Origin of the sequence: Sphingobacterium sp. InxBP1, from assembly GCF_026191775.1 — a bacterium.
In the GTDB taxonomy this organism is placed as follows: Bacteria; Bacteroidota; Bacteroidia; order Sphingobacteriales; family Sphingobacteriaceae; genus Sphingobacterium; species Sphingobacterium thalpophilum.
Genome location: NZ_JAINDX010000048.1, coordinates 348,274 through 366,969, shown reverse-complemented (window position 1 = coordinate 366,969; position 18,696 = coordinate 348,274). Strand labels below are relative to the sequence as shown.

The following is an 18,696-nucleotide window of genomic DNA, read 5'->3' as shown; positions in this document are numbered from 1 at the left end:
CCTGACCAATTGATAACTGCTGCTTTTGCTCTTATTCATGTGGTCATGGATGCTCGAATGATGCACTGCAGCACTTCGCACAACTACTCGTCAGCATCCGGTTTCCGGTAACGCTACCGCTATTTTATTCGGCAAATTTGTTGGATTTATACCCTCTATGGTCTTTCTTTGGGTATAACGCAATGGAAATAAACTAAATTCCAACAATTTAAATCGATAAATTATGATAGCTTCCATCGACAGTAAACGATTGTTTTTCCTGGGGCTGCTCACGTGTTGTCTCATTGTCTGGGGAGAGGTGGTGTGCGGACAGTCGAAAGTACGAACTGGGAAAGTGATTAGTGTTACAGACCAGAACCCATTGGCACAGGTAACGGTGCTTAATCTCAGTACGCAGCTTGCCGGACGCACTGATCAGGAGGGCAACTTTAGCATCAATGCTGCTGAAGGCGACAAACTCCGGTTTTCTCTTGTGGGGTATAAAACTGCTGAGCTACTCGTGTCGGCACAGCAGCAGCTGACCGTCAGCCTTACGCAGGAGAACTTGACCATTGATGAAGTGGTCGTCACCGCCTTGGGAATAAAACGGGAAACCCGCGGGCTGACATACGCTACGCAGCAGCTTAGTGGCGCTGCTGTCAACGATGCAAGGGACAACAGCGGCAATATCATGAGCAGTCTGACAGGCAAAGTTGCTGGCGCTGTGGTCACCACCGCCGCTTCCGGCCCAGGCGCTTCGGCTCGAGTAGTGCTTCGTGGCAACAAATCCATTTCGGGAAACAATAATGCGCTTATTGTTGTCGATGGAGTTCCCTACGACAATTCCAGTGCACAGCAGGCGACCGGTACAACGTATAACTACGGCACCAGTGACGGTGCAGCCAATATTAACCCCGATGATGTAGAGTCCATTAATATACTGAAAGGTCCCTCTGCAGCAGCGCTTTATGGTAGCAGAGCTGCGAACGGTGCAATTCTAATCACTACTAAACAGGGAAAATCGGGACGGTACACCATCAATTATAATGGTAGCGCCTTTTTTGACCAGGTGAATCTTCTGACCCGTTTTCAGAATACTTACGGCCGTGGCAACGGTGGAGTGGCTGGCACCAATATCGGGGAGAGCTGGGGGCCGAAGGCGCAGACTTACAAAAACAACGTAAAGGATTTCTTTGAAAATTCAGCGACATTCAACAATAGCATAAGCACCTATGGGGGAACTGAGAAGGTACAGGGCTATGTGTCCTATGCCAACAACAAAATTGGGGGCATTATCCCGGGAAATGAACTCAAACGGAATAGCCTGAACTTGCGCGTCAATACCGAATTTATTCCAAAACTGAAGACTGATGTTAAACTGAATTATGTCAATCAACAGATTGACAACCGTCCGCGGCTAGGTGACATGGGGATTCCTGTCGAGGCCTATATAATGCCGCGGGATATGGACAAGGCTGAACTGATGGACTATGAAACCACCGATCCGATCACAGGAGAGCCGTTACGTAAATACTGGTCTGGGGCGGCTATCTACGACAACCCATATTGGAGTACCAATCGTACATCGGTCAACGAAGTCCGTGACCGAATCACGGCACTGGGATCGGCAACTTATCAGCTGACTGATTGGCTGAGCATCATGGGTAGGTATAGCTTCGACAAGTATATCGACAATACAGATGGCTCTTTTTTTGCCAGTACGGTGTCTATCGGCGACGTCCGCAAAGGAGGCAAGTACTTTGAAACGAACGCTCGTTATCAGGAGAGCAATTTTGATTTGTTGCTCAATGGTAAAAATCCGTTGACATCGGATATCGCCGTTACCTACAATATAGGGGCGAGCTCCCTGCGCAGAAAATACAGCAGCTTTCAGAATATGGCCAATGGCTTGTCCATCCCCAATGAGTTTAGTCTAAAAATGGCGACTACACCTGAATTCCTGGCAATAGCAGGTTATGAGCGTCGGCTCAACTCCGTTTATGCGAGCGCACAGGTCGCTTTTTACAATAACGTGTTTTTAGACATGACCGCACGTAATGACTGGACATCGACCTTAAAGGCCCCGCATAGTTACTTTTATCCTTCGGTGGGCGTTTCGGCCATCTTCAACGAATGGTTACATATGCCTGCATGGGTCAATTATGGTAAGATCAGAACCTCCTACACGCGAGTGGGAAACGATGCCGATCCTTATCTGCTGCGACAGCTTTACGCCTTTGGGCTGGGAGCGGGTAACGGGTTTATCTCGCGTTCACCCACTAAAGCTATTCCTGACTTGAAACCTGAGCTCACAAAGTCCCTGGAGGCTGGGCTGGATATGAAATTTTTTGAAAATAGACTGGGCTTTGACCTAACATTGTACAAAAGTAATACCGTAAATCAGCTGCTCTTTCTCGGCTTACCGATGGCCAGCGGCTATAGCAGGCAGTACATCAATGCGGGCAATATAGAAAACAAAGGAATCGAAGTTCAGCTGACGGGTACGCCGATAAAGCATCAACATTTTACTTGGGAAACAACACTTAATTTTTCCAGTAACACCAACAAGATTGTCGAACTCCACGAAAAGACAAAACGGGCCAATATTACCGACAATAACCGATATGCTACTGTAGTTGTAAACGAGGGGGAGAAGTATGGTGATCTTTACGGCTATGCCTGGAAGCGAGACCCGCAGAGCGGCAAATTTGTGGTGAACGCCAATGGTCTGCCAGTGGTAGAGGCAAATCAAAAATTAGGTAACTTTAATCCAAAGGCATTACTGGGCTGGTCAAATTCCTTGTCTTATAAGAATTTCACGCTGAATACGCTGATCGATGCACGGATCGGCGGCGAAATTGTCTCGGGAACCTCGGCCTACCTCGCGGCATTTGGGGTGGCTGATTATACGGCGTTGTACCGTGAAGGAGGGCTGGTGCTGGATGCAATTGGCCCGGACGGCGGCGCCAATACGAAGGCTATCACAGCACAGCAGCTTTGGACGACAGTATCACAAAATGGACGGGATGCATGGGGTGAGTTTTTTACCTATGACATGACCAATGTGCGCATGCGCGAACTTTCAATCGCCTACAAGTTTGATTTGAAAAACACGAAGGTGCTGAAGAATGCGCAGCTGTCCCTGACCGGGCGGAATCTGTTTTTTTTCTTCCGCGGTAAATCGAAGCTGGATATACCGGGTATCGGCAAGATAAAGAATCCTATAGATCCGGAAGCCGCACTTGGAGCCGGCAATTACCAGGGAGTGGAAGTCGGTCTGCCACCTTCGGTGCGCACACTGGGTGTAAATGTAAAGTTAACCTTTTAATTGTTGTAACCATGAAAAGAAACATATTATATAGTGCACTATTGGCAATAGGCCTGACATCCTGCACGAAAGACTTTGAGGAGATTAATACTGACCCAAACAATATCACAGTAATTACGCAGCGCGAACTGCCCTTTATGTTTGCAAAAGCGCAGTCCTCTGCGGCGATGAACCGTTCCTTTTACCAAACGGTACAGAACCTTGGAGCAGACTTATATGCGCAGTATTTTGCATTGACCACCAACTCATTCAGTACCGACCGCTACCTGCTGACCCCCGACTGGCAACGCCGCTTCTGGACTGTTGTGTATGTCGATACGGCGCCCCAGCTGAAAAGTATTATGGACAACACCGCAGCGGATTCGGGTGAAGCTGCTCTCGCCAATATTATGTGGGTATATGCGTTTCACCGGCTGACCGACCATTTTGGGCCGATACCGTATTTTGGTGCTGCAGAAGCCTTGGATGTTATCCCTTATGACCCTATGGATAAGATTTACGCTGATTTTTTTTCGCGGCTCACTGCCGCCGTTGATCGGCTGAAGGCGCTTCCTGCAGGCACAGTAATATTTCAGGGGTACGATCTGATGTATAACGGGAATGTGGAAAATTGGATCCGCTTTGCCAACTCGCTGCGGCTGCGGCTCGCGTTGCGCATATCCAAGATAGACCCCGACAAGGCGAAAGCCGAAGCCGAGGCCGCCGTTGCGTCGGGCGTGATGATCAACAATGAGCAGAACGCTGCTGTGCTTAAGTCACTGTCGGGCAACGATACCAACGGCCTGGCACAAGTGGCGGTGTGGAACGAGTTTTCCATGAGTTCGACCATTGCTTCCTATCTGAAGGGATATGAAGATCCCCGACTGCCGATTTACTTCCAGCCTAGCTTGGATGGAAAAGTTTTTAACAGTGTGCGCAATGGGGCGACTTCCACGGATCTTGGGAATGTGAGAAACCAATCGCGGGCAAATTCGAATGTGGGTACCTATTGGGTAAAGTACAACGGTGAGGTGCTGGAGGGTAACTTTACACAAAGCCTGCATGTCATGTGTGCGGCAGAATCTTTTTTTCTGCGTGCTGAAGGTGCCTTAAACGGCTGGAATATGGGGGCTGGCGCGCAGGATCTTTATCAGCAGGGTATCACCTTGAGCATGCAGCAATGGAAGATAAGCGATCAAGCAGCCGTGACGAGGTATCTTTCATCAGAAGAAAAGCCCGTGGCTCCGGGCGATTTTCATGATTCGCCGGCAGTGGCGAGTATTTCGGTCAAATGGGCCAACAGTACCGCTGCCCAACGCGAACAGATAGGTGTACAGAAATGGCTGGCGGTCTATCCTGACGGCATGGAAGCATGGGCTGAATATCGTCGTACGGGCTATCCTAAAATGTATACTGTCGTACAGTCAGATAATCCGGATCTGCCCAACGGTACATTTATTAAAAGGCTGCCGTATCCGCTGACAGAAGTTACGGACAATCTTACTGAACTGACTAAAGGACGCACATTGCTCGGAGGCCCCGACAATGCAGCAACCCGGCTCTGGTGGGATGTGGATTGATGGTTGGACGACGATGAATAATTGTAAGATATATTTTTTTCTATTGATGATCGTTATGGGACAGCAGATCAAAGCGCAGACAGCCTTACCGCAGGTGCTGCAGATACCGGAGGAAATAGATCCGGTAAAAGTTTCTCTTGAAAGCCGTGCAGACGAACTTCTCAATCGGCTGTCTTTGCACGGGGACGTGGATGCGGCTGCAGTGATGGATGCGATCCGGTCCAACCTAAATCTGACCCATGCCGGTGAGACAGACCTGGATATGCAGATTGTCAAGAGCTTGGACAGAGGTACTTATACGATCCATAACTTGATCTTTCAGAGCTTGCCGGGCGTGTATGTCCCGGCAAATCTCTACGTCCCCAAAGGCAAAGGACCTTTTCCAGCCATACTGAATAGTCATGGGCACTGGCCGCCGGGAAGACGGAGTGAAATCGTACAGCGTACAGCACAGATATTGGCCAATAATGGCTATGTCTGCCTGAGCATGGATGCCATGGGGTCGGGTGAACGCGGACGCATGCATCAGCACGAGTATCATGGCGCTAATCTGGGTTCGCTCCTCCTGGATCTGGGTACCCCATTAATGGGCGTGCAGCTGCTGGAAAATCAGCGTGCCATCGATCTGTTGTGCTCGCTGGACTACGTCGATAAGGATCAGATCGGGGCTACTGGCGCCAGTGGTGGGGGTAACCAGACGATGTGGCTTGCGGCCGTCGAACCGCGGGTCAGAGCAGCAGTCCCTGTGGTGAGTGTAGGCACCTTCCGTTCCTATATCATGAACAGCAACTGTGTCTGCGAACTACATCCCAAGGGGCTGCTGCATTTTGAAGAAGGCCAGCTGTTACAGACCATGGCGCCCAAAGCCGTCAAAATAATCACTGCGCTGAGAGATGGAAATGCGGCTTTCAACGTGCATCAGATGCTGAAATCCTACCGTCTAGCCAAACTAAGCTATGAAGAACAAGGCCTGGGGGAAAAGTTGGACTACGCATTATTTGACGAACCGCATAGTTATACCGATGCGATGAACGAAACTATGGTACAGTGGTTTAATAAAAGCTTTAATTATAGAACGTCATCTACTGTTGATGTTAGTTTAGTACAGTTGCTGGATACCAGTAGTTTATCCGTGCTGCAGCATGGCGTGGAAAGGAATAAGATCATTACGATACCACAATTTATTCAACGCGAATTCGGAGCTGCCGAAAAACATCTTGTTTCGGAAGCGAGGCTGGACGCGGATTCTTGCAGAACAGCGCTTCGTCAGTTGCTCTCTTCGACGGAGCCGGATACATTCAGAGCCGTGAAATCGCTTGAACCAAGCAAGGGCTGGCAGCGTTTGCTGCTGGAGACCGCACAGGGACAGCTAATTCCTGTATTGCTCAAAAAGCCCTCAGGTGAGGGGAAAAATATTTATGTTGTATTTCCATCACAAGGGAAGGAGGCCCTCTCGGCCGCGGATATGGACCGGCTGCTGTGCACAGACGACGGGGTTGCTGTTGTAGACCTTTATGGTCTTGGCGAACGAGCTTCGGCAACCGGAGACCGCATAGATGGTGCGCTGCCCCGTTTCCACACGCTCTCGCGTTCGCTGCTGTGGTTAGGCCAGACGATGATGGGGTTATGGGCCGATGAAATTAGGCTGGTTAGTGATTATATGCAACAGCATTATCCAGCACATCAGCTGATCGTGCAGGCTGACCGCGAAACTGCAGTCGCCGCATTGGTCAGCAGCAGCTTGGCGCCCAGACAGAATAAACTGCAGCTGCGACACCTGTTGATCAGCTATCTCCCCGGACCTTCCGGCGGCCTTGACAATTACAACATGGCGGTCCACATTCCCGGAATTCTGCGCTGGGGCGATATACCACTGCTGCTGGCACTGTCGCCGGCCGATATCTATATAGACGAACTCCTGCCTTGGACCGGCAAAGCTTGTTCAGATAGAGACAATAAGGAATTAGTAGAAAAAGTAAATGCTTATAAGAGGAAACTCCACATGGGAGGTACATTACAAATCAACGAGTAACTATGGGAACGAACAGAAGATCATTTTTAAAATTATCAGGCTTGGCAAGTCTTGGGCTAGTCAGCGGACACAGGCTGCACGCCCAAGAGACAGCGACAACAGCACTGGAGGAAATTCGTTTACAGTCGAGCAAAAAATATGCGCCGATATTTAATATGTCAGGTTATGCCGCACCTCGGATAGATACGGTGCGGGTAGGCTTTATCGGGGTTGGGAACCGCGGATCGGCTGCTGTAGAACGTATTAGCCAGATTGCTGGTGTAAGCATCAATGGCATATGCGATGTGAGACCACAAAAAGCCAATGAAGCCAGAGGTCGAATCAAGACGCCGGGACATACAGCCAAAATTTATGCGGATGGAGCGGATGACTGGAAGAAAATGTGTGAATCCGATCAATTTGATCTGATCTACATTGCCACGCATTGGAAGTTGCATGCCCCGATGGCGATCTATGCCATGGAGCACGGAAAGCATGTGGCGCTCGAAATCCCCGCAGCGACTACCGTGGAGGATTGCTGGAATCTGGTCAGAACCTCGGAAAAAACGAAAAAGCATTGTGTGATGCTGGAAAATTGCTGTTACGACTATTTTGAAATGTTGACGCTCAATCTCGCCAGACAGGCATTTTTTGGGGATATTATCCATTGTGAAGGGGCCTATATCCACGATATCATGGACAGCCTGTTCGAAGAAAATAAACGCTATGACTTCTGGCGGCTAAAGGAAAATGCGGCCCGTAACGGAAACCTCTATCCCACACATGGGCTGGGGCCCATTTGCCAGATCCTGCGCATCAACAGGGGCAATAAAATGGATTATATGAGTTCCATGTCTTCCAAAGATTTTATGCTTCATACTAAAGCAAAGGAAATGGCAAAGATCAACAGGCAGCTGGAAGCTTATGTCGGCAAACCTTTTCGCGGAAATATCAACATTTCTAATATTATGACATCCAGTGGCAGTACGATGATGCTGCAGCATGACGTCAGTTCACCACGCCCATATTCACGTATTCATTTGGTCAGTGGTACCAAAGCATTTGCGCAAAAGTATCCATTACCGGGAAAAATTGCCATTGGACATAACGATTTTCTTGGAGCAGAGGAGATGGCAGCGCTGGAGCGGAAATATGCTCCGGGTATCGTCAACAAGATCGGTGAGCTTGCCAAAGCGATCGGTGGGCATGGCGGTATGGACTTTATGATGGACTGGAGATTGATCGACTGTCTTCGAAATGGGCTTCCGATGGATATGGACGTCTATGATGCGGCGAGCTGGAGTGTGATCGGCCCTTTGAGTGAATGGTCTGTTGCCAATGGTTCGCAGCCAATCGAAATTCCCGACTTTACCAATGGCAACTGGAAAACGAATTCGGTGCACGACATTAATCTGAGTTCCGGGGGCACAACACAAGTATTAAAATCTACTAAATAAAATGCAAGTGAAGGTACAAACATTAAAAACACGTAAAGAGTTAGGCCTGTACGCTGGAAATGCCGGCATAGAGGCTATCAAAAAAGCAATTGACAACAACGGCGAAGCAAATATTATTCTAGCCACTGGACAGAGCCAGTTTGAAACGCTGGCAGTTCTGGTCGGAGCAACAGATGTGGACTGGAGCAAGGTCAGGATGTTTCATCTTGACGAGTACATCGGCATTCCGGTGACGCACAAAGCGAGTTTCAGAAAATACCTGACCGAACGCTTTGTGGATCTCGTCGGCCCACTAAAGGAAGTGGTACTCATCGATGGTGAAGCTAATCCAGAGGCAGAATGTGCGCGTCTGGACAAAAAGATTAAGGCGCATCCCATTGACGTGGCTTTTGTGGGCATTGGCGAAAACGGGCATCTGGCTTTCAACGATCCGCCGGCGGATTTTGATGTCAGTGATGCCTATCTTGTTGTTAACCTTGATACGCAATGTCGTCAGCAGCAGCTTGGTGAGGGCTGGTTCACATCGCTTGAAGAGGTCCCGGCTCAAGCCATAAGTATGTCGATCCGGCAGATTATGCGGTCACAAAAAATTATCTGTGCGGTGCCTGACCGGCGTAAGGCCGAGGCTGTGCACAATTGTTTGGCCGAACCGGTATCCAACCTCCATCCGGCAAGTATACTGCAACAACATGAGGACTGCACATGTTACCTTGATGAGGAATCAGCTTCTTTACTTTAACCATAGCTCATGACATCACCTGTATTAGATAAAAAGACGACGCTCGTATCCATTGGTGTTATTGGGCTGATGTTCTTCATTTTTGGATTTGTCTCCTGGGTAAATGCAATATTGATCCCTTACTTTAAAATCGCTTGCGAGCTGAGTAATTTTGAGTCTTACCTGGTCGCCTTTGCCTTTTATATCTCGTATCTGGTGATGTCCATGCCGTCGTCCTTTCTGCTAAAGAAGCTGGGCTATAAAAATGGTATTATGGCCGGCTTCTGGATCATGGCCCTTGGCGCGTTTCTATTTGTCCCTGCTGCCTACGGTCGTACCTATGGTATCTTTTTGCTGGGTCTGTTTACCTTGGGTACCGGTCTTACTGTATTGCAAACTGTCGCTAACCTCTATATCACCATGATCGGTGAGAAAGAACGGGCGGCGCAACGGATCAGTATCATGGGGATATGTAACAAAGGAGCTGGAATATTGGCTCCATTGGTCTTCTCTTACGTGGTATTCAGGCCTGAGGACAATACACTGTTCAGTCAATTGCCCGGAATGGATGCGGTAACGCGGGCCAATGCATTGGATGAACTCATCCAGCGGGTTGTGCTGCCGTATACCATTGTCGGGACGACGCTGTTTCTGATTGGGCTACTGATCAAGGTTTCGATATTGCCAGAATTGGAGCAACCTCACGAATCGCATTTACAGCAAGCGCAGTCCAAAAAGGGATTGTTTCAGTTTCCGCATCTTGTGCTTGGTGCTGTGGCAATCTTTTTACATGTCGGTACACAGGTCATCGCAATTGACACGATCATCAATTATGCTGGATCGATGGGGCTATCTCTGCTGGACGCCAAAACCTTGCCATCCTATACCTTGACGGCAACCATTGTAGGTTATATATGCGGTATTGTACTGATTCCGAAGGTCTGCAGTCAGCGGCTGATGCTAAAGATCTGCACAGTCGTTGGTTTAGCGCTGGCTATATTGGTCTGTACCACCACAGGCAACATCACACTCTTGGGGCGTAACCTCGACATTTCGATCTGGTTTCTCGTACTGATCGGCCTACCCAATGCGTTGATATGGGCAGGAATATGGCCGTTGGCGCTGGAGGGTCTCGGTGGCTATGCTAAGCAAGGTGCAGCATTACTGATCATGGGTTTGTGCGGAAATGCGGTGCTGCCGCTGCTATACGGATGGTGGGCAGATACTGCAGATGTCAAGTCAGCCTATTGGATATTAAGCCCTTGTTTTTTATACTTGGTATTTTATGCATTTAAAGGTTGCAAGCTTCGAAAATGGACAAGTAACAACAACTAAACTATGTTAACAATTACAAATGCAAAGATCATAATGCCTGACCATATCCTTGAGCCAGGAGCGGTATCGATTGCCGATGGCAGGATCGTCAATATTTCGGATCGTCCTTCTATGAGCCGGGTGTCCGGCGAGCAACTGGATGCAGAGGGCCTCTATCTGGCGCCTGGCTTTATAGATATTCATGTGCACGGCGGCGGCGGCGCTGATTTTATGGACAGCACCGTCGAGGCCTTCCTGCGGATTGCAGAGACACATATACAGTATGGTACTACAGCCATGCTGCCAACAACGTTGACAAGCAGTACGTCTGACTTAATTGCACTGTTTTCGACTTATGAAGAGGCTATGCGCATCAACGATAGGGGAGCACGTTTTTTGGGACTTCACCTTGAAGGACCGTATTTTGCCATGAACCAAAGAGGTGCACAGGATCCGCGTTATATCCGCGCTCCTGACCCGCAAGAATATGAGCCTATCCTGGCACAGTACCATCAATTGATTGCACGCTGGAGCGCCGCTCCCGAACTGCCTGGAGCACTTGAATTTGGACAGAAAGTGCGCATGTATGGAATACTACTGGCACTGGCCCATACCGATGCCATTTACGAGGAAATTCTACCCGCTGTCGATAGTGGATACCGCCTCGCAACACATCTCTATTCGGGTATGTCTGGAATGACCCGGCGCAATGCTTACCGTTATGCGGGGACTATAGAAAGTTGTCTGCTATTGGATGCCATTGACGTTGAAATTATTGCTGATGGTGTACATCTGCCGGAGCCATTTCTAAAACTGATTCATAAGGTGAAAGGCACATCGAAGACAATTTTGATAACGGATGCCATGCGGGCGGCAGGAATGCCGGCCGGCGATAGTATCCTTGGAAGCTTGAAGAATGGTATTGAAGTGATTGTTGAAGATGGCGTGGCTAAGTTGCCTGATCGTTCTTCGTTTGCGGGTAGTGTGGCTACCGCTGATCGCTTGATCAGAACCATGATAAATCAGGGCGGAGCGAGTTTGGTGGAAGCTGTCCAGATGATGACCGTCAATCCCGCGAGGGTGCTTGGCCGGGACCATGAAATTGGCTCTATTGCTGTCGGTAAAACAGCTGACTTGGTTTTGTTCGACGAGAATATTCAGATACAATCTGCGTTTGTGTCGGGCGAAATACGCTATCAACGATGATTAAACACGTTTGTGGGCCACCGAATCGCGGATGATCAGCCTGCTGGGAACAACCAGGTCCTGAATCTCGAAATTTTTATTTTTGATATGCCGGATCAGTAAGGCACAGGCGCGTTTTCCAATTTCAAAGGCTGGTTCTTCCATCGTTGTCAGGGTAGGCTCGACGACTGTGGCGATGGGATCATTGGTAAAACCGATGACACCAATATCCCGGCCTACTTGTAAGCCATGTTCTTTGATACTGAGTATCGCGCCAACAGCTTTGCGGTCGTTGGCGGCAAATATGGCGTCAGGCCGCTGTGGTAGTGCCAGCAACTTAGCCGTATCCTCGCTGCCCTGCACCTGCGAAAAACCGGAATGCACAATCAGGCTTTGGTCAATGGCGATTTTATATTGTGTCAGGGCCTCCATATATCCGCTGAGCCTCAACTGTGTGAATTTTAGATCTTTTGGTCCTGCGATATGGGCAATACGGGTTGCTCCCCGCTCAATGAGGAACTCTGTGGCCTTAAATGCACCTTCAAAGTCATCCTGCACGACTTTAGAAGCTTCTATATCGTTGGGTACACGGTCGAAAAAGACGATGGGTAATCCTCTGGCCATCAGCTTGTCGAAATGTTCGTTGCTCGAAGAATCGGAAGATATGGATATCAACAGGCCGTCCAGATTGCTGGTAGAAAGATTCTCCAGCAAACTCTTCTCGCGTGCCATACTGTCATTGGTAACATACAGAATAATATTGTAATCCTGTTCATAAGCTTCTTCCTGAATGCCGGAAATGACCATTGAGAAATAATAATTGGTAATAAACGGAATGACTATACCTATGTTTCTGGTGGATCCGGAAGCCAATGCCGACGCATTTTTATTGGGCTTGAAATTCAGTTCTTTTGCTAGTGACAACACGCGCTGACGTGTTGCGGGATTGACATCATGTGTGTCCCGGAACGCGCGAGAGACGGTGGAAACCGAGATCCCAAGCATTTCAGCAATATCTTTGATGCCGATTGGATTTTTCATAGATAAGGGCAGATCATAAATAATACAACCCACAATTTACTAAAAATGATTCAAATATTATTGAATAAAATTTAAGATCACCGCGTCATTCAGTTTATGAAAAAAGTAGTTGCTTTTGGCAACTATTATAGCTACATTTGAATAAAAATGTATGGAATCATATGCAGCGAAAGTACGGCGTTTCAATAGATTTTATGTCGCGCACATTGGTTTGATCAATCAAAACTATTTTGAAAGCGATCTTTCTTTTACAGAAGTAAGGCTTTTGTATGAGATTGGAGAGCGAGATAATGCCACTGCACAATTTTTAAGCGATAAACTTCATCTTGATAAAGGATATCTGAGCCGGACAATTAAAAGCTTGATTAAAAAGGATCTATTGCGGAAAGAACAGTCCGAAAATGATGCCCGTACCTATTTTCTGTGTTTGACAGCGGGGGCACAGCGTCTATTAAATGAATCGCATCGTAAAGTCGAAAACCAGATCGCGAATATGACGGCTCATCTTCATGCTGATGATAAGGTACTGCTGGTCCAGTGCATGGAAACCATACAGTACCTGCTTAACAAGTAACCTTTTGTAATATTGTAATATATGGATACGAGGGAATTTAATGTCCAGCATACCAGCGAGACCGAGTGGGAGGAGATCATTGGTCTTTTCGACCTGGCCATGCAATTAGATGGCAAGAATGGATATAAGGTATGGAACTATATCGATGAGGACGGGCTCAGGAATGATATCCGCAGTAAGAAGCAATATAAAATCGTCCAGCATGACGACATAGTGTGTCTTTTTTCTGTACAGTATGCAGACCCGCATATCTGGAAGGAACGGGAGCAGGGAGATGCGCTTTATTTGCATCGGATTGTTGTCAATCCAAAATTCAAAGGGCAAAAGCACTTTGAAAAAGTGCTGCGCTGGGCCCGGGAGCATGCACAGGAAAGCGGGTTTAAGTTTATAAGAATGGATACCTGGGCCGACAATGACAGGATCATCAACTATTATAAATCTTTTGGTTTCGACTTTATCGGCAACCATACAACTGGGAGTGAGGCTGAACTGCCCATTCAAAACCGAAATTTGAAGGTGGCATTGCTTCAGCTTCCGCTCACGGCTACTTAAAGTCCATCGGCTGTTGTGCAGCTCAGCAATTCAAAAATTTGCATAAGTTTTCGAGATGGTATGCCTATTCAGCACTTGGTATCGTCCTCAAGAGCTGATGTGCACCAAAGGCCAGATGTAAACAGACTTTATATTAAGTACAAGCCTGTTTATCCATTCGCGCTCCAGCTTCGAGTGTCGGATAGGCTGGCAATCCCACTGTGAAGATCGAACCTTCATTGGGCGAGCTTTTGATGTCTACTACGCCATTATTGCGTTCGATCAGATCTTTGCAGAGAACCAGTCCAAGGCCAGTTCCAGGCTCATCTTTGGTCCCTGCGGATTTCCGCTGCGCAACATGAAAAAGGAGCGCTGATTTGGATGGAGCGATCCCAACTCCTTCGTCTTGAATGTGGATATGGGTATAAACCTCATCCTTCGTACAATAAATGCTTATTTTGCCTGCCGCATAACTGAATTTGACTGCATTACTGATCAGGTTACGAAGAATAATGATGGTATGGTCTCTATTTGCGAGCACGCGTGTTCCGGGCATAATGTCGATATTGAAGTGCAACTGCTTGGCCCGTGTCTGGTCAGCGAACAGCTGTACGATATCTTGCACTAATGGCAAAAGCAGGACCGGAACTGCTGCTGCCGTAATCCCCTTCATGCTGCTGCTACCCCACTGGAGGAAGTCGTCCAGTGCCTGGCTCTGATGGACGACCTGCTGGTGAAGCTGCTGAATATATTTTATCGAGGTCTTATTGTTGAGTATTTGATCGCGTAGCATCAGGACCATGGCTTCCAGGCTCGCAAACGGCGTTTTGATATCATGAGCTACTATCGAAAATATCTTTTCCTTGTCCCGGTTGATAGATTCCAGCTTGCGCCGCTGTTCTTCTATTTTTTTCATGTTGCTGTAAATGATCTGCAGAAAGAAGTTAACAGCGATGACTATAAATGCCAGTGCATTGCTGACATTGAAGATCAAGCGTAGCTTGGATACCTGCTGGTTTAGCGGGAGAATGTCTGGCAAAAGATAGACTGTGGCAATAGAGCTTGCCGTAGCCAAAAGGAAAGCGATATGGATGCGCCGGTCGTCGTAGAGCAGCATCGAGGCCACCATTGTACACAGCAGGAAATACTCGCCGCCGTTTTTAAACAAAAGTGCCCCGAGGAGAAAGAAGATAAAATTGCTGATCAAAAGCATCGCCTTGGCGAAATGGTGTTTTCGGTCATATTGCAGAACAAGTACCGCTATTGAACAGATTGAATTGGAGATATTGATCGCAGCCAGGAGTGTGCGATGTTCAACGATATTCAGCACAAAAAAGCAAATTGTAGGCAATATGCAGAGTATGGCGATCAGATTGACCATTTGTACTCTTTTGAGTTCGATATAAGACATTCCCGAATGCGTACCGATAAGGGTGAGCATTTTCCAATATGTTCGCAAATAGTGCATATGGCTATTGGCTGAGCTGTTAATAAATATGAAATGGCTAAATTAACTATAAATAGGGAGTATAATGTAGCGTTTGGCGAAAATATTGTTCGTAATTTATTTAACAACTATAGCTCAAGGTGCGCTAAGCTACTACGGCCGATGCCCGCTGAGGAGCCGAAGAAAACCTCCAGTATTGCTGTTGCAGTAGTCCGGAGCGGAGCTGGAGGTTTTCTTTGGAGATTAGTCTTCGCCTGTATGTAACCAGGCCACCTGCTGGTCGGGCGTGTGGGACTGGCCGATAATATGCCGATAGAGTTCTGGGCGCCTTGCCTTTATATAGCGATATCCTCCGGCTTGCTCTACCTTTTCGGGGAACAGTACCGCGGTGACAAAGCTGTCTTCGAAGGTCCTGCATTCGGCAAGAATATCACCAAAAGGATCTAAAATCATTGAACAGCCGTTCTTGAGCTGATCGTCGTCCATGCCAATGGGATTTGAAAAAACTACATATACTGCATTGTCAAAAGCACGGGCAGGGAGCCATTTCATCAGCCAGCTACGACCTTTCATGCTTTCAAATTCAAGTCGTAATGAGGTGGGATCAAGCTCACGGTTTTCCCAGAGATCAGGATTTACAAAACCCGCTCCCGGTCTGGTAGATGGTGTGCACATGGTCACATGAGGCATGAAGATAATATCAGCTCCCAACAATTTTGTGGCTCTGACATTTTCGATGACATTGTTGTCATAGCAGATCAATATACCACATTTCCAGCCTTTGATGTCAAAGATGGTATAACTGTCGCCTGCTTTTAGGTGTGGGTTGATGAAGGGGTGTAGTTTGCGGTGTTTGGCGATAAGTCCGTTTTTATCGACACAGACATACGGTTTATACAAGTTGTTGTGTTCGTCTTTTTCAAATAGCCCCGCAAGGATAATAATGTCATATTTAGTGGCTATTTCGATAAGCTTCTGTGTGCTTTCGCCGTTTGGAACGACTTCGGCGATGGAAAGCATCTCTCGCCGGTCTAGATGTCTGGCGAACGTATACCCTGTCACTGAGCACTCATGGAAGGCAATGACATCCGCACCTTCAGCGGCGGCCTGCGCTGCTAAACGTTCAATAACGGCTAAATTGTAAGCTTTGTCTGCACTCCGGTGCGCAAATTGGGCGGTCGCAATTTTTAGTTTTTCCATATTTTTTTTTTAATTCTATATGGCAAAGCTAAGAGTCCTGAATCAGGGTAAATTGTACAAATCCGACATCGTGGCAGAGGGGCTGGCGAACTCCATAAAATTGATGGCTAGTTTGTTGCTTTTTAGATATTCAGAAGGCGTCAGACCAATGTTTTTCCGAAATGAACGGATGAGGTGAGACTGATCGAAATAGCCGGCTTCATAGGCGAGTCCGGTCATATTATGCCGGTCTGCACTGTTTCTGAGCAGCTTTAGAAAGCGGTGTAGCTGAATGATACCGGCGAATTTCTTGGGACTGAGGCCAATGTGCTCATGAAAGACCCGCTCAATATGCCTCTCGCTGTAACCGGTATGTCTGACCAATTTTTCGACTGTAACGGGTTGCTGATGTTTGCTGATCAATTCTGTTGCCGAACTGATGATGTGCTGATCAGAAGCTTGACTGTTGCTAGACCGTGTATAGAAAAAACTGTTGAGGATATTTAGCTGTTCTTTGACACTATTGGTATTGATCAGTTGTACGGTAAGCTTTCGGCCTGCTTGCCCAAAGAGGTCCTGTGCATCGATTATCTGGTCTTTAAGGCTGTAGGCGGGTATTCCTAGCAGTTTAAAGAGGCCGCCCGGCTGAAACACAACAACGATAAAGGAAGTACGATGTGCTAAACACAGGTCTTTGAACTGGCTGATCTGTCCATATACAAAGGATGGCGATAAAAGCGGCGTTCTGTCCATCGAAATGCTGCTCTGATCAAGGCAAAATACCATTCCCATGCTGGCATCTGAAAAGAGGCGTAATTGTCTCTCGCAGCTATAATCACAGTTCAGTATAAGATAATGCCTGATATAGGCGGACAGTATGTCAGGTGCGGTTATTTGCATCGCTCTTTCAGGTATGATCTATACCAAAGATAACTATTCTTCGCGATTGAAAAATCACAGCTTAGTTAAGAGTTTGTTGGCTGATAGTCATTTTTATCCCAACCTGATCGATCTTTGCTTAGTGGGATCGCAGAAAAAAATCATACGTTCACCGGAAATTGTTTGTTTATTTATAGACTTATTGGAAGATAAACAGATCAGTTAGGGAAGAAGAGCCGGACTTCTGTGCCCTGTTGTTCTTTGCTGAAGATAGTGAACTGTGCTCCAATTCTATTCACGAGTTCTTTGACGATAAAGAGTCCCAAGCCTTTGCCTTTATATTTTTCGGAATTGGAACCGCGTTGGCGTTCTAGGTGGATATTCTCGAGTTCGTGCTGAGGTATCCCGATGCCATTGTCTTTTATGAAATAGACGGTGCCGTTGTTTGTTCGCTCGCTACGGATATATAGTTGAGCTTTTTTATTACAGCTGGAATATTTGATGGCGTTGTTCACCAGATTCGTGAAAATCTGATAAATAGCATGCGGATCACTGAATATAGGGAAAAGGTCTCCGAAGACGATTTGGGTGTGGGGTGAATGATGAAGCATTTTTGCTTCACGGCACCATGCAGCGAGCGCATGATCGAGCCGCACGAGTTGCTTTTGGAGCTTATAGCTGGGGGCGAGGCTTAACTCCACGGTCTTGTCAATGATATCATTGATGTTTTCCAGTGACTGATTGATGACTTCATATAATTCGAGTCTCCGGCCCGGCGACATCTCCAAGTGTTCTTTTAGTACACTGACTCCAATTTTGGCCAGGGCCAGCGGATTTTTGGCGTCATGCGATAAGGTGTGTGTAATCATCTGTAGGTTGCTATCGGAATGTCTTTCATCTTCTTGCTGGCCGGAAGCTTGTAGCGACTGTATCTTGTCGGTAACATCACTTGCGGTATGCAAAATAGAGTAGGTCCTGCCCCGTTGATCTATTAGCGGTTTGTACTCAAAATTGAAATAACGTTTAAATTTTAAGTCGCCATTATAGATATAAACTGGTGCGTCAGAAGCTCTATAGGTGATGCCCGTGTCCCAAACATTGGTCAGTATCGTTGCAAAACCATCCTGCGTAAATCCGGGAAACACTTCTGTAAAAGGATTGTCCAGAATCTCCTCGCCGATGCGCCAGATGTCCAGCATCTTGGAGTTGGCAAAACCGATATTGAGATTGGCATTATCATAAATAGCTGTCGCCAAAGGAATTTCCTTTAACGCTTCAAGGTAAAGAGGGGCATCCGGATGAGATCTTTGCATATTAGGATATTTAGGAGCAGGATGAATCGTAAACTGCCGCCGCAATTCAAAGCAATAATCAAGCCACGAAGACCGATTTCTCGAGATAAAAACAGCTAGTTTAGCAGAGGCGTAGATATCAATGGATTAGGGGAGAGTGTCAGCAAAAGAGTTCCTGTTTATTAGGTGTTCTCCGGCGGAG

The 18,696-nt window shown here is 47.3% G+C and carries 14 protein-coding genes; 9 read left to right on the top strand and 5 right to left on the bottom strand.

Going from position 1 to position 18,696, the window contains the following annotated elements; genetic code table 11:
- Nucleotides 1–223: 223 nt before the first annotated feature.
- From K7A41_RS19440 to nagA, 7 genes are read left to right on the top strand one after another with little or no spacing between them, the layout of a single operon-like run.
- Nucleotides 224–3,307: a SusC/RagA family TonB-linked outer membrane protein gene (locus K7A41_RS19440; protein ID WP_265715017.1), complete on the top strand. Its 3,084-nt coding sequence runs from the start codon at nucleotides 224–226 to the stop codon at nucleotides 3,305–3,307.
- An 11-nt stretch (nucleotides 3,308–3,318) separates the two neighbouring features.
- Nucleotides 3,319–4,866, top strand: a complete 1,548-nt coding sequence (locus K7A41_RS19435) for a SusD/RagB family nutrient-binding outer membrane lipoprotein (protein ID WP_265715016.1) — start codon at nucleotides 3,319–3,321, stop codon at nucleotides 4,864–4,866.
- A 13-nt stretch (nucleotides 4,867–4,879) separates the two neighbouring features.
- Nucleotides 4,880–6,898, top strand: coding sequence for an alpha/beta hydrolase family protein (locus K7A41_RS19430; protein ID WP_265715015.1), 2,019 nt, complete (start codon nucleotides 4,880–4,882; stop codon nucleotides 6,896–6,898).
- A gap of 2 nt (nucleotides 6,899–6,900) precedes the next feature.
- Nucleotides 6,901–8,334, top strand: a complete 1,434-nt coding sequence (locus tag K7A41_RS19425; RefSeq protein WP_265715014.1) for a Gfo/Idh/MocA family protein — start codon at nucleotides 6,901–6,903, stop codon at nucleotides 8,332–8,334.
- Nucleotide 8,335: 1 nt separating this feature from the next.
- Entirely contained in the window at nucleotides 8,336–9,073 is a 738-nt protein-coding gene (locus K7A41_RS19420) for a glucosamine-6-phosphate deaminase (protein WP_265715013.1), read from the top strand.
- Nucleotides 9,074–9,082: 9 nt separating this feature from the next.
- Nucleotides 9,083–10,387 (top strand): sugar MFS transporter, encoded by a 1,305-nt coding sequence (locus K7A41_RS19415; RefSeq protein ID WP_265715012.1) that lies wholly within the window; start codon nucleotides 9,083–9,085, stop codon nucleotides 10,385–10,387.
- A gap of 3 nt (nucleotides 10,388–10,390) precedes the next feature.
- Complete coding sequence (gene nagA / locus K7A41_RS19410) at nucleotides 10,391–11,572, top strand: N-acetylglucosamine-6-phosphate deacetylase (protein ID WP_265715011.1); 1,182 nt, start codon at nucleotides 10,391–10,393, stop codon at nucleotides 11,570–11,572.
- On the opposite strand, the gene K7A41_RS19405 is transcribed toward nagA, so the two are convergent.
- Nucleotides 11,573–12,592, bottom strand: coding sequence for a LacI family DNA-binding transcriptional regulator (locus K7A41_RS19405; RefSeq protein ID WP_265715010.1), 1,020 nt, complete (start codon nucleotides 12,590–12,592; stop codon nucleotides 11,573–11,575).
- 151 nt (nucleotides 12,593–12,743) lie between these two features.
- Here K7A41_RS19405 and K7A41_RS19400 point away from each other — a divergent pair, with 151 nt between their 5' ends.
- Together K7A41_RS19400 and K7A41_RS19395 are read left to right on the top strand one after the other, a co-directional pair.
- A complete protein-coding gene (locus K7A41_RS19400; protein ID WP_265715009.1) occupies nucleotides 12,744–13,166 on the top strand; it encodes a MarR family winged helix-turn-helix transcriptional regulator in 423 nt (140 codons plus the stop codon).
- A 21-nt stretch (nucleotides 13,167–13,187) separates the two neighbouring features.
- Nucleotides 13,188–13,718, top strand: coding sequence for a GNAT family N-acetyltransferase (locus K7A41_RS19395; RefSeq protein WP_265715008.1), 531 nt, complete (start codon nucleotides 13,188–13,190; stop codon nucleotides 13,716–13,718).
- Between the two features lie 133 nt (nucleotides 13,719–13,851).
- On the opposite strand, the gene K7A41_RS19390 is transcribed toward K7A41_RS19395, so the two are convergent.
- From K7A41_RS19390 to K7A41_RS19375, 4 genes are all read right to left on the bottom strand, one after another.
- Complete coding sequence (locus tag K7A41_RS19390) at nucleotides 13,852–15,138, bottom strand: sensor histidine kinase (protein ID WP_028070837.1); 1,287 nt, start codon at nucleotides 15,136–15,138, stop codon at nucleotides 13,852–13,854.
- A 249-nt stretch (nucleotides 15,139–15,387) separates the two neighbouring features.
- The gene (locus K7A41_RS19385; RefSeq protein ID WP_265715007.1) at nucleotides 15,388–16,344 is read right to left on the bottom strand and encodes a nitrilase family protein; all 957 of its coding nucleotides are present in this window, start codon (nucleotides 16,342–16,344) and stop codon (nucleotides 15,388–15,390) included.
- Nucleotides 16,345–16,386: 42 nt separating this feature from the next.
- A complete protein-coding gene (locus K7A41_RS19380; RefSeq protein ID WP_265715006.1) occupies nucleotides 16,387–17,223 on the bottom strand; it encodes an AraC family transcriptional regulator in 837 nt (278 codons plus the stop codon).
- Between the two features lie 197 nt (nucleotides 17,224–17,420).
- Complete coding sequence (locus K7A41_RS19375; RefSeq protein ID WP_265715005.1) at nucleotides 17,421–18,515, bottom strand: PAS domain-containing sensor histidine kinase; 1,095 nt, start codon at nucleotides 18,513–18,515, stop codon at nucleotides 17,421–17,423.
- Nucleotides 18,516–18,696: the final 181 nt, after the last annotated feature.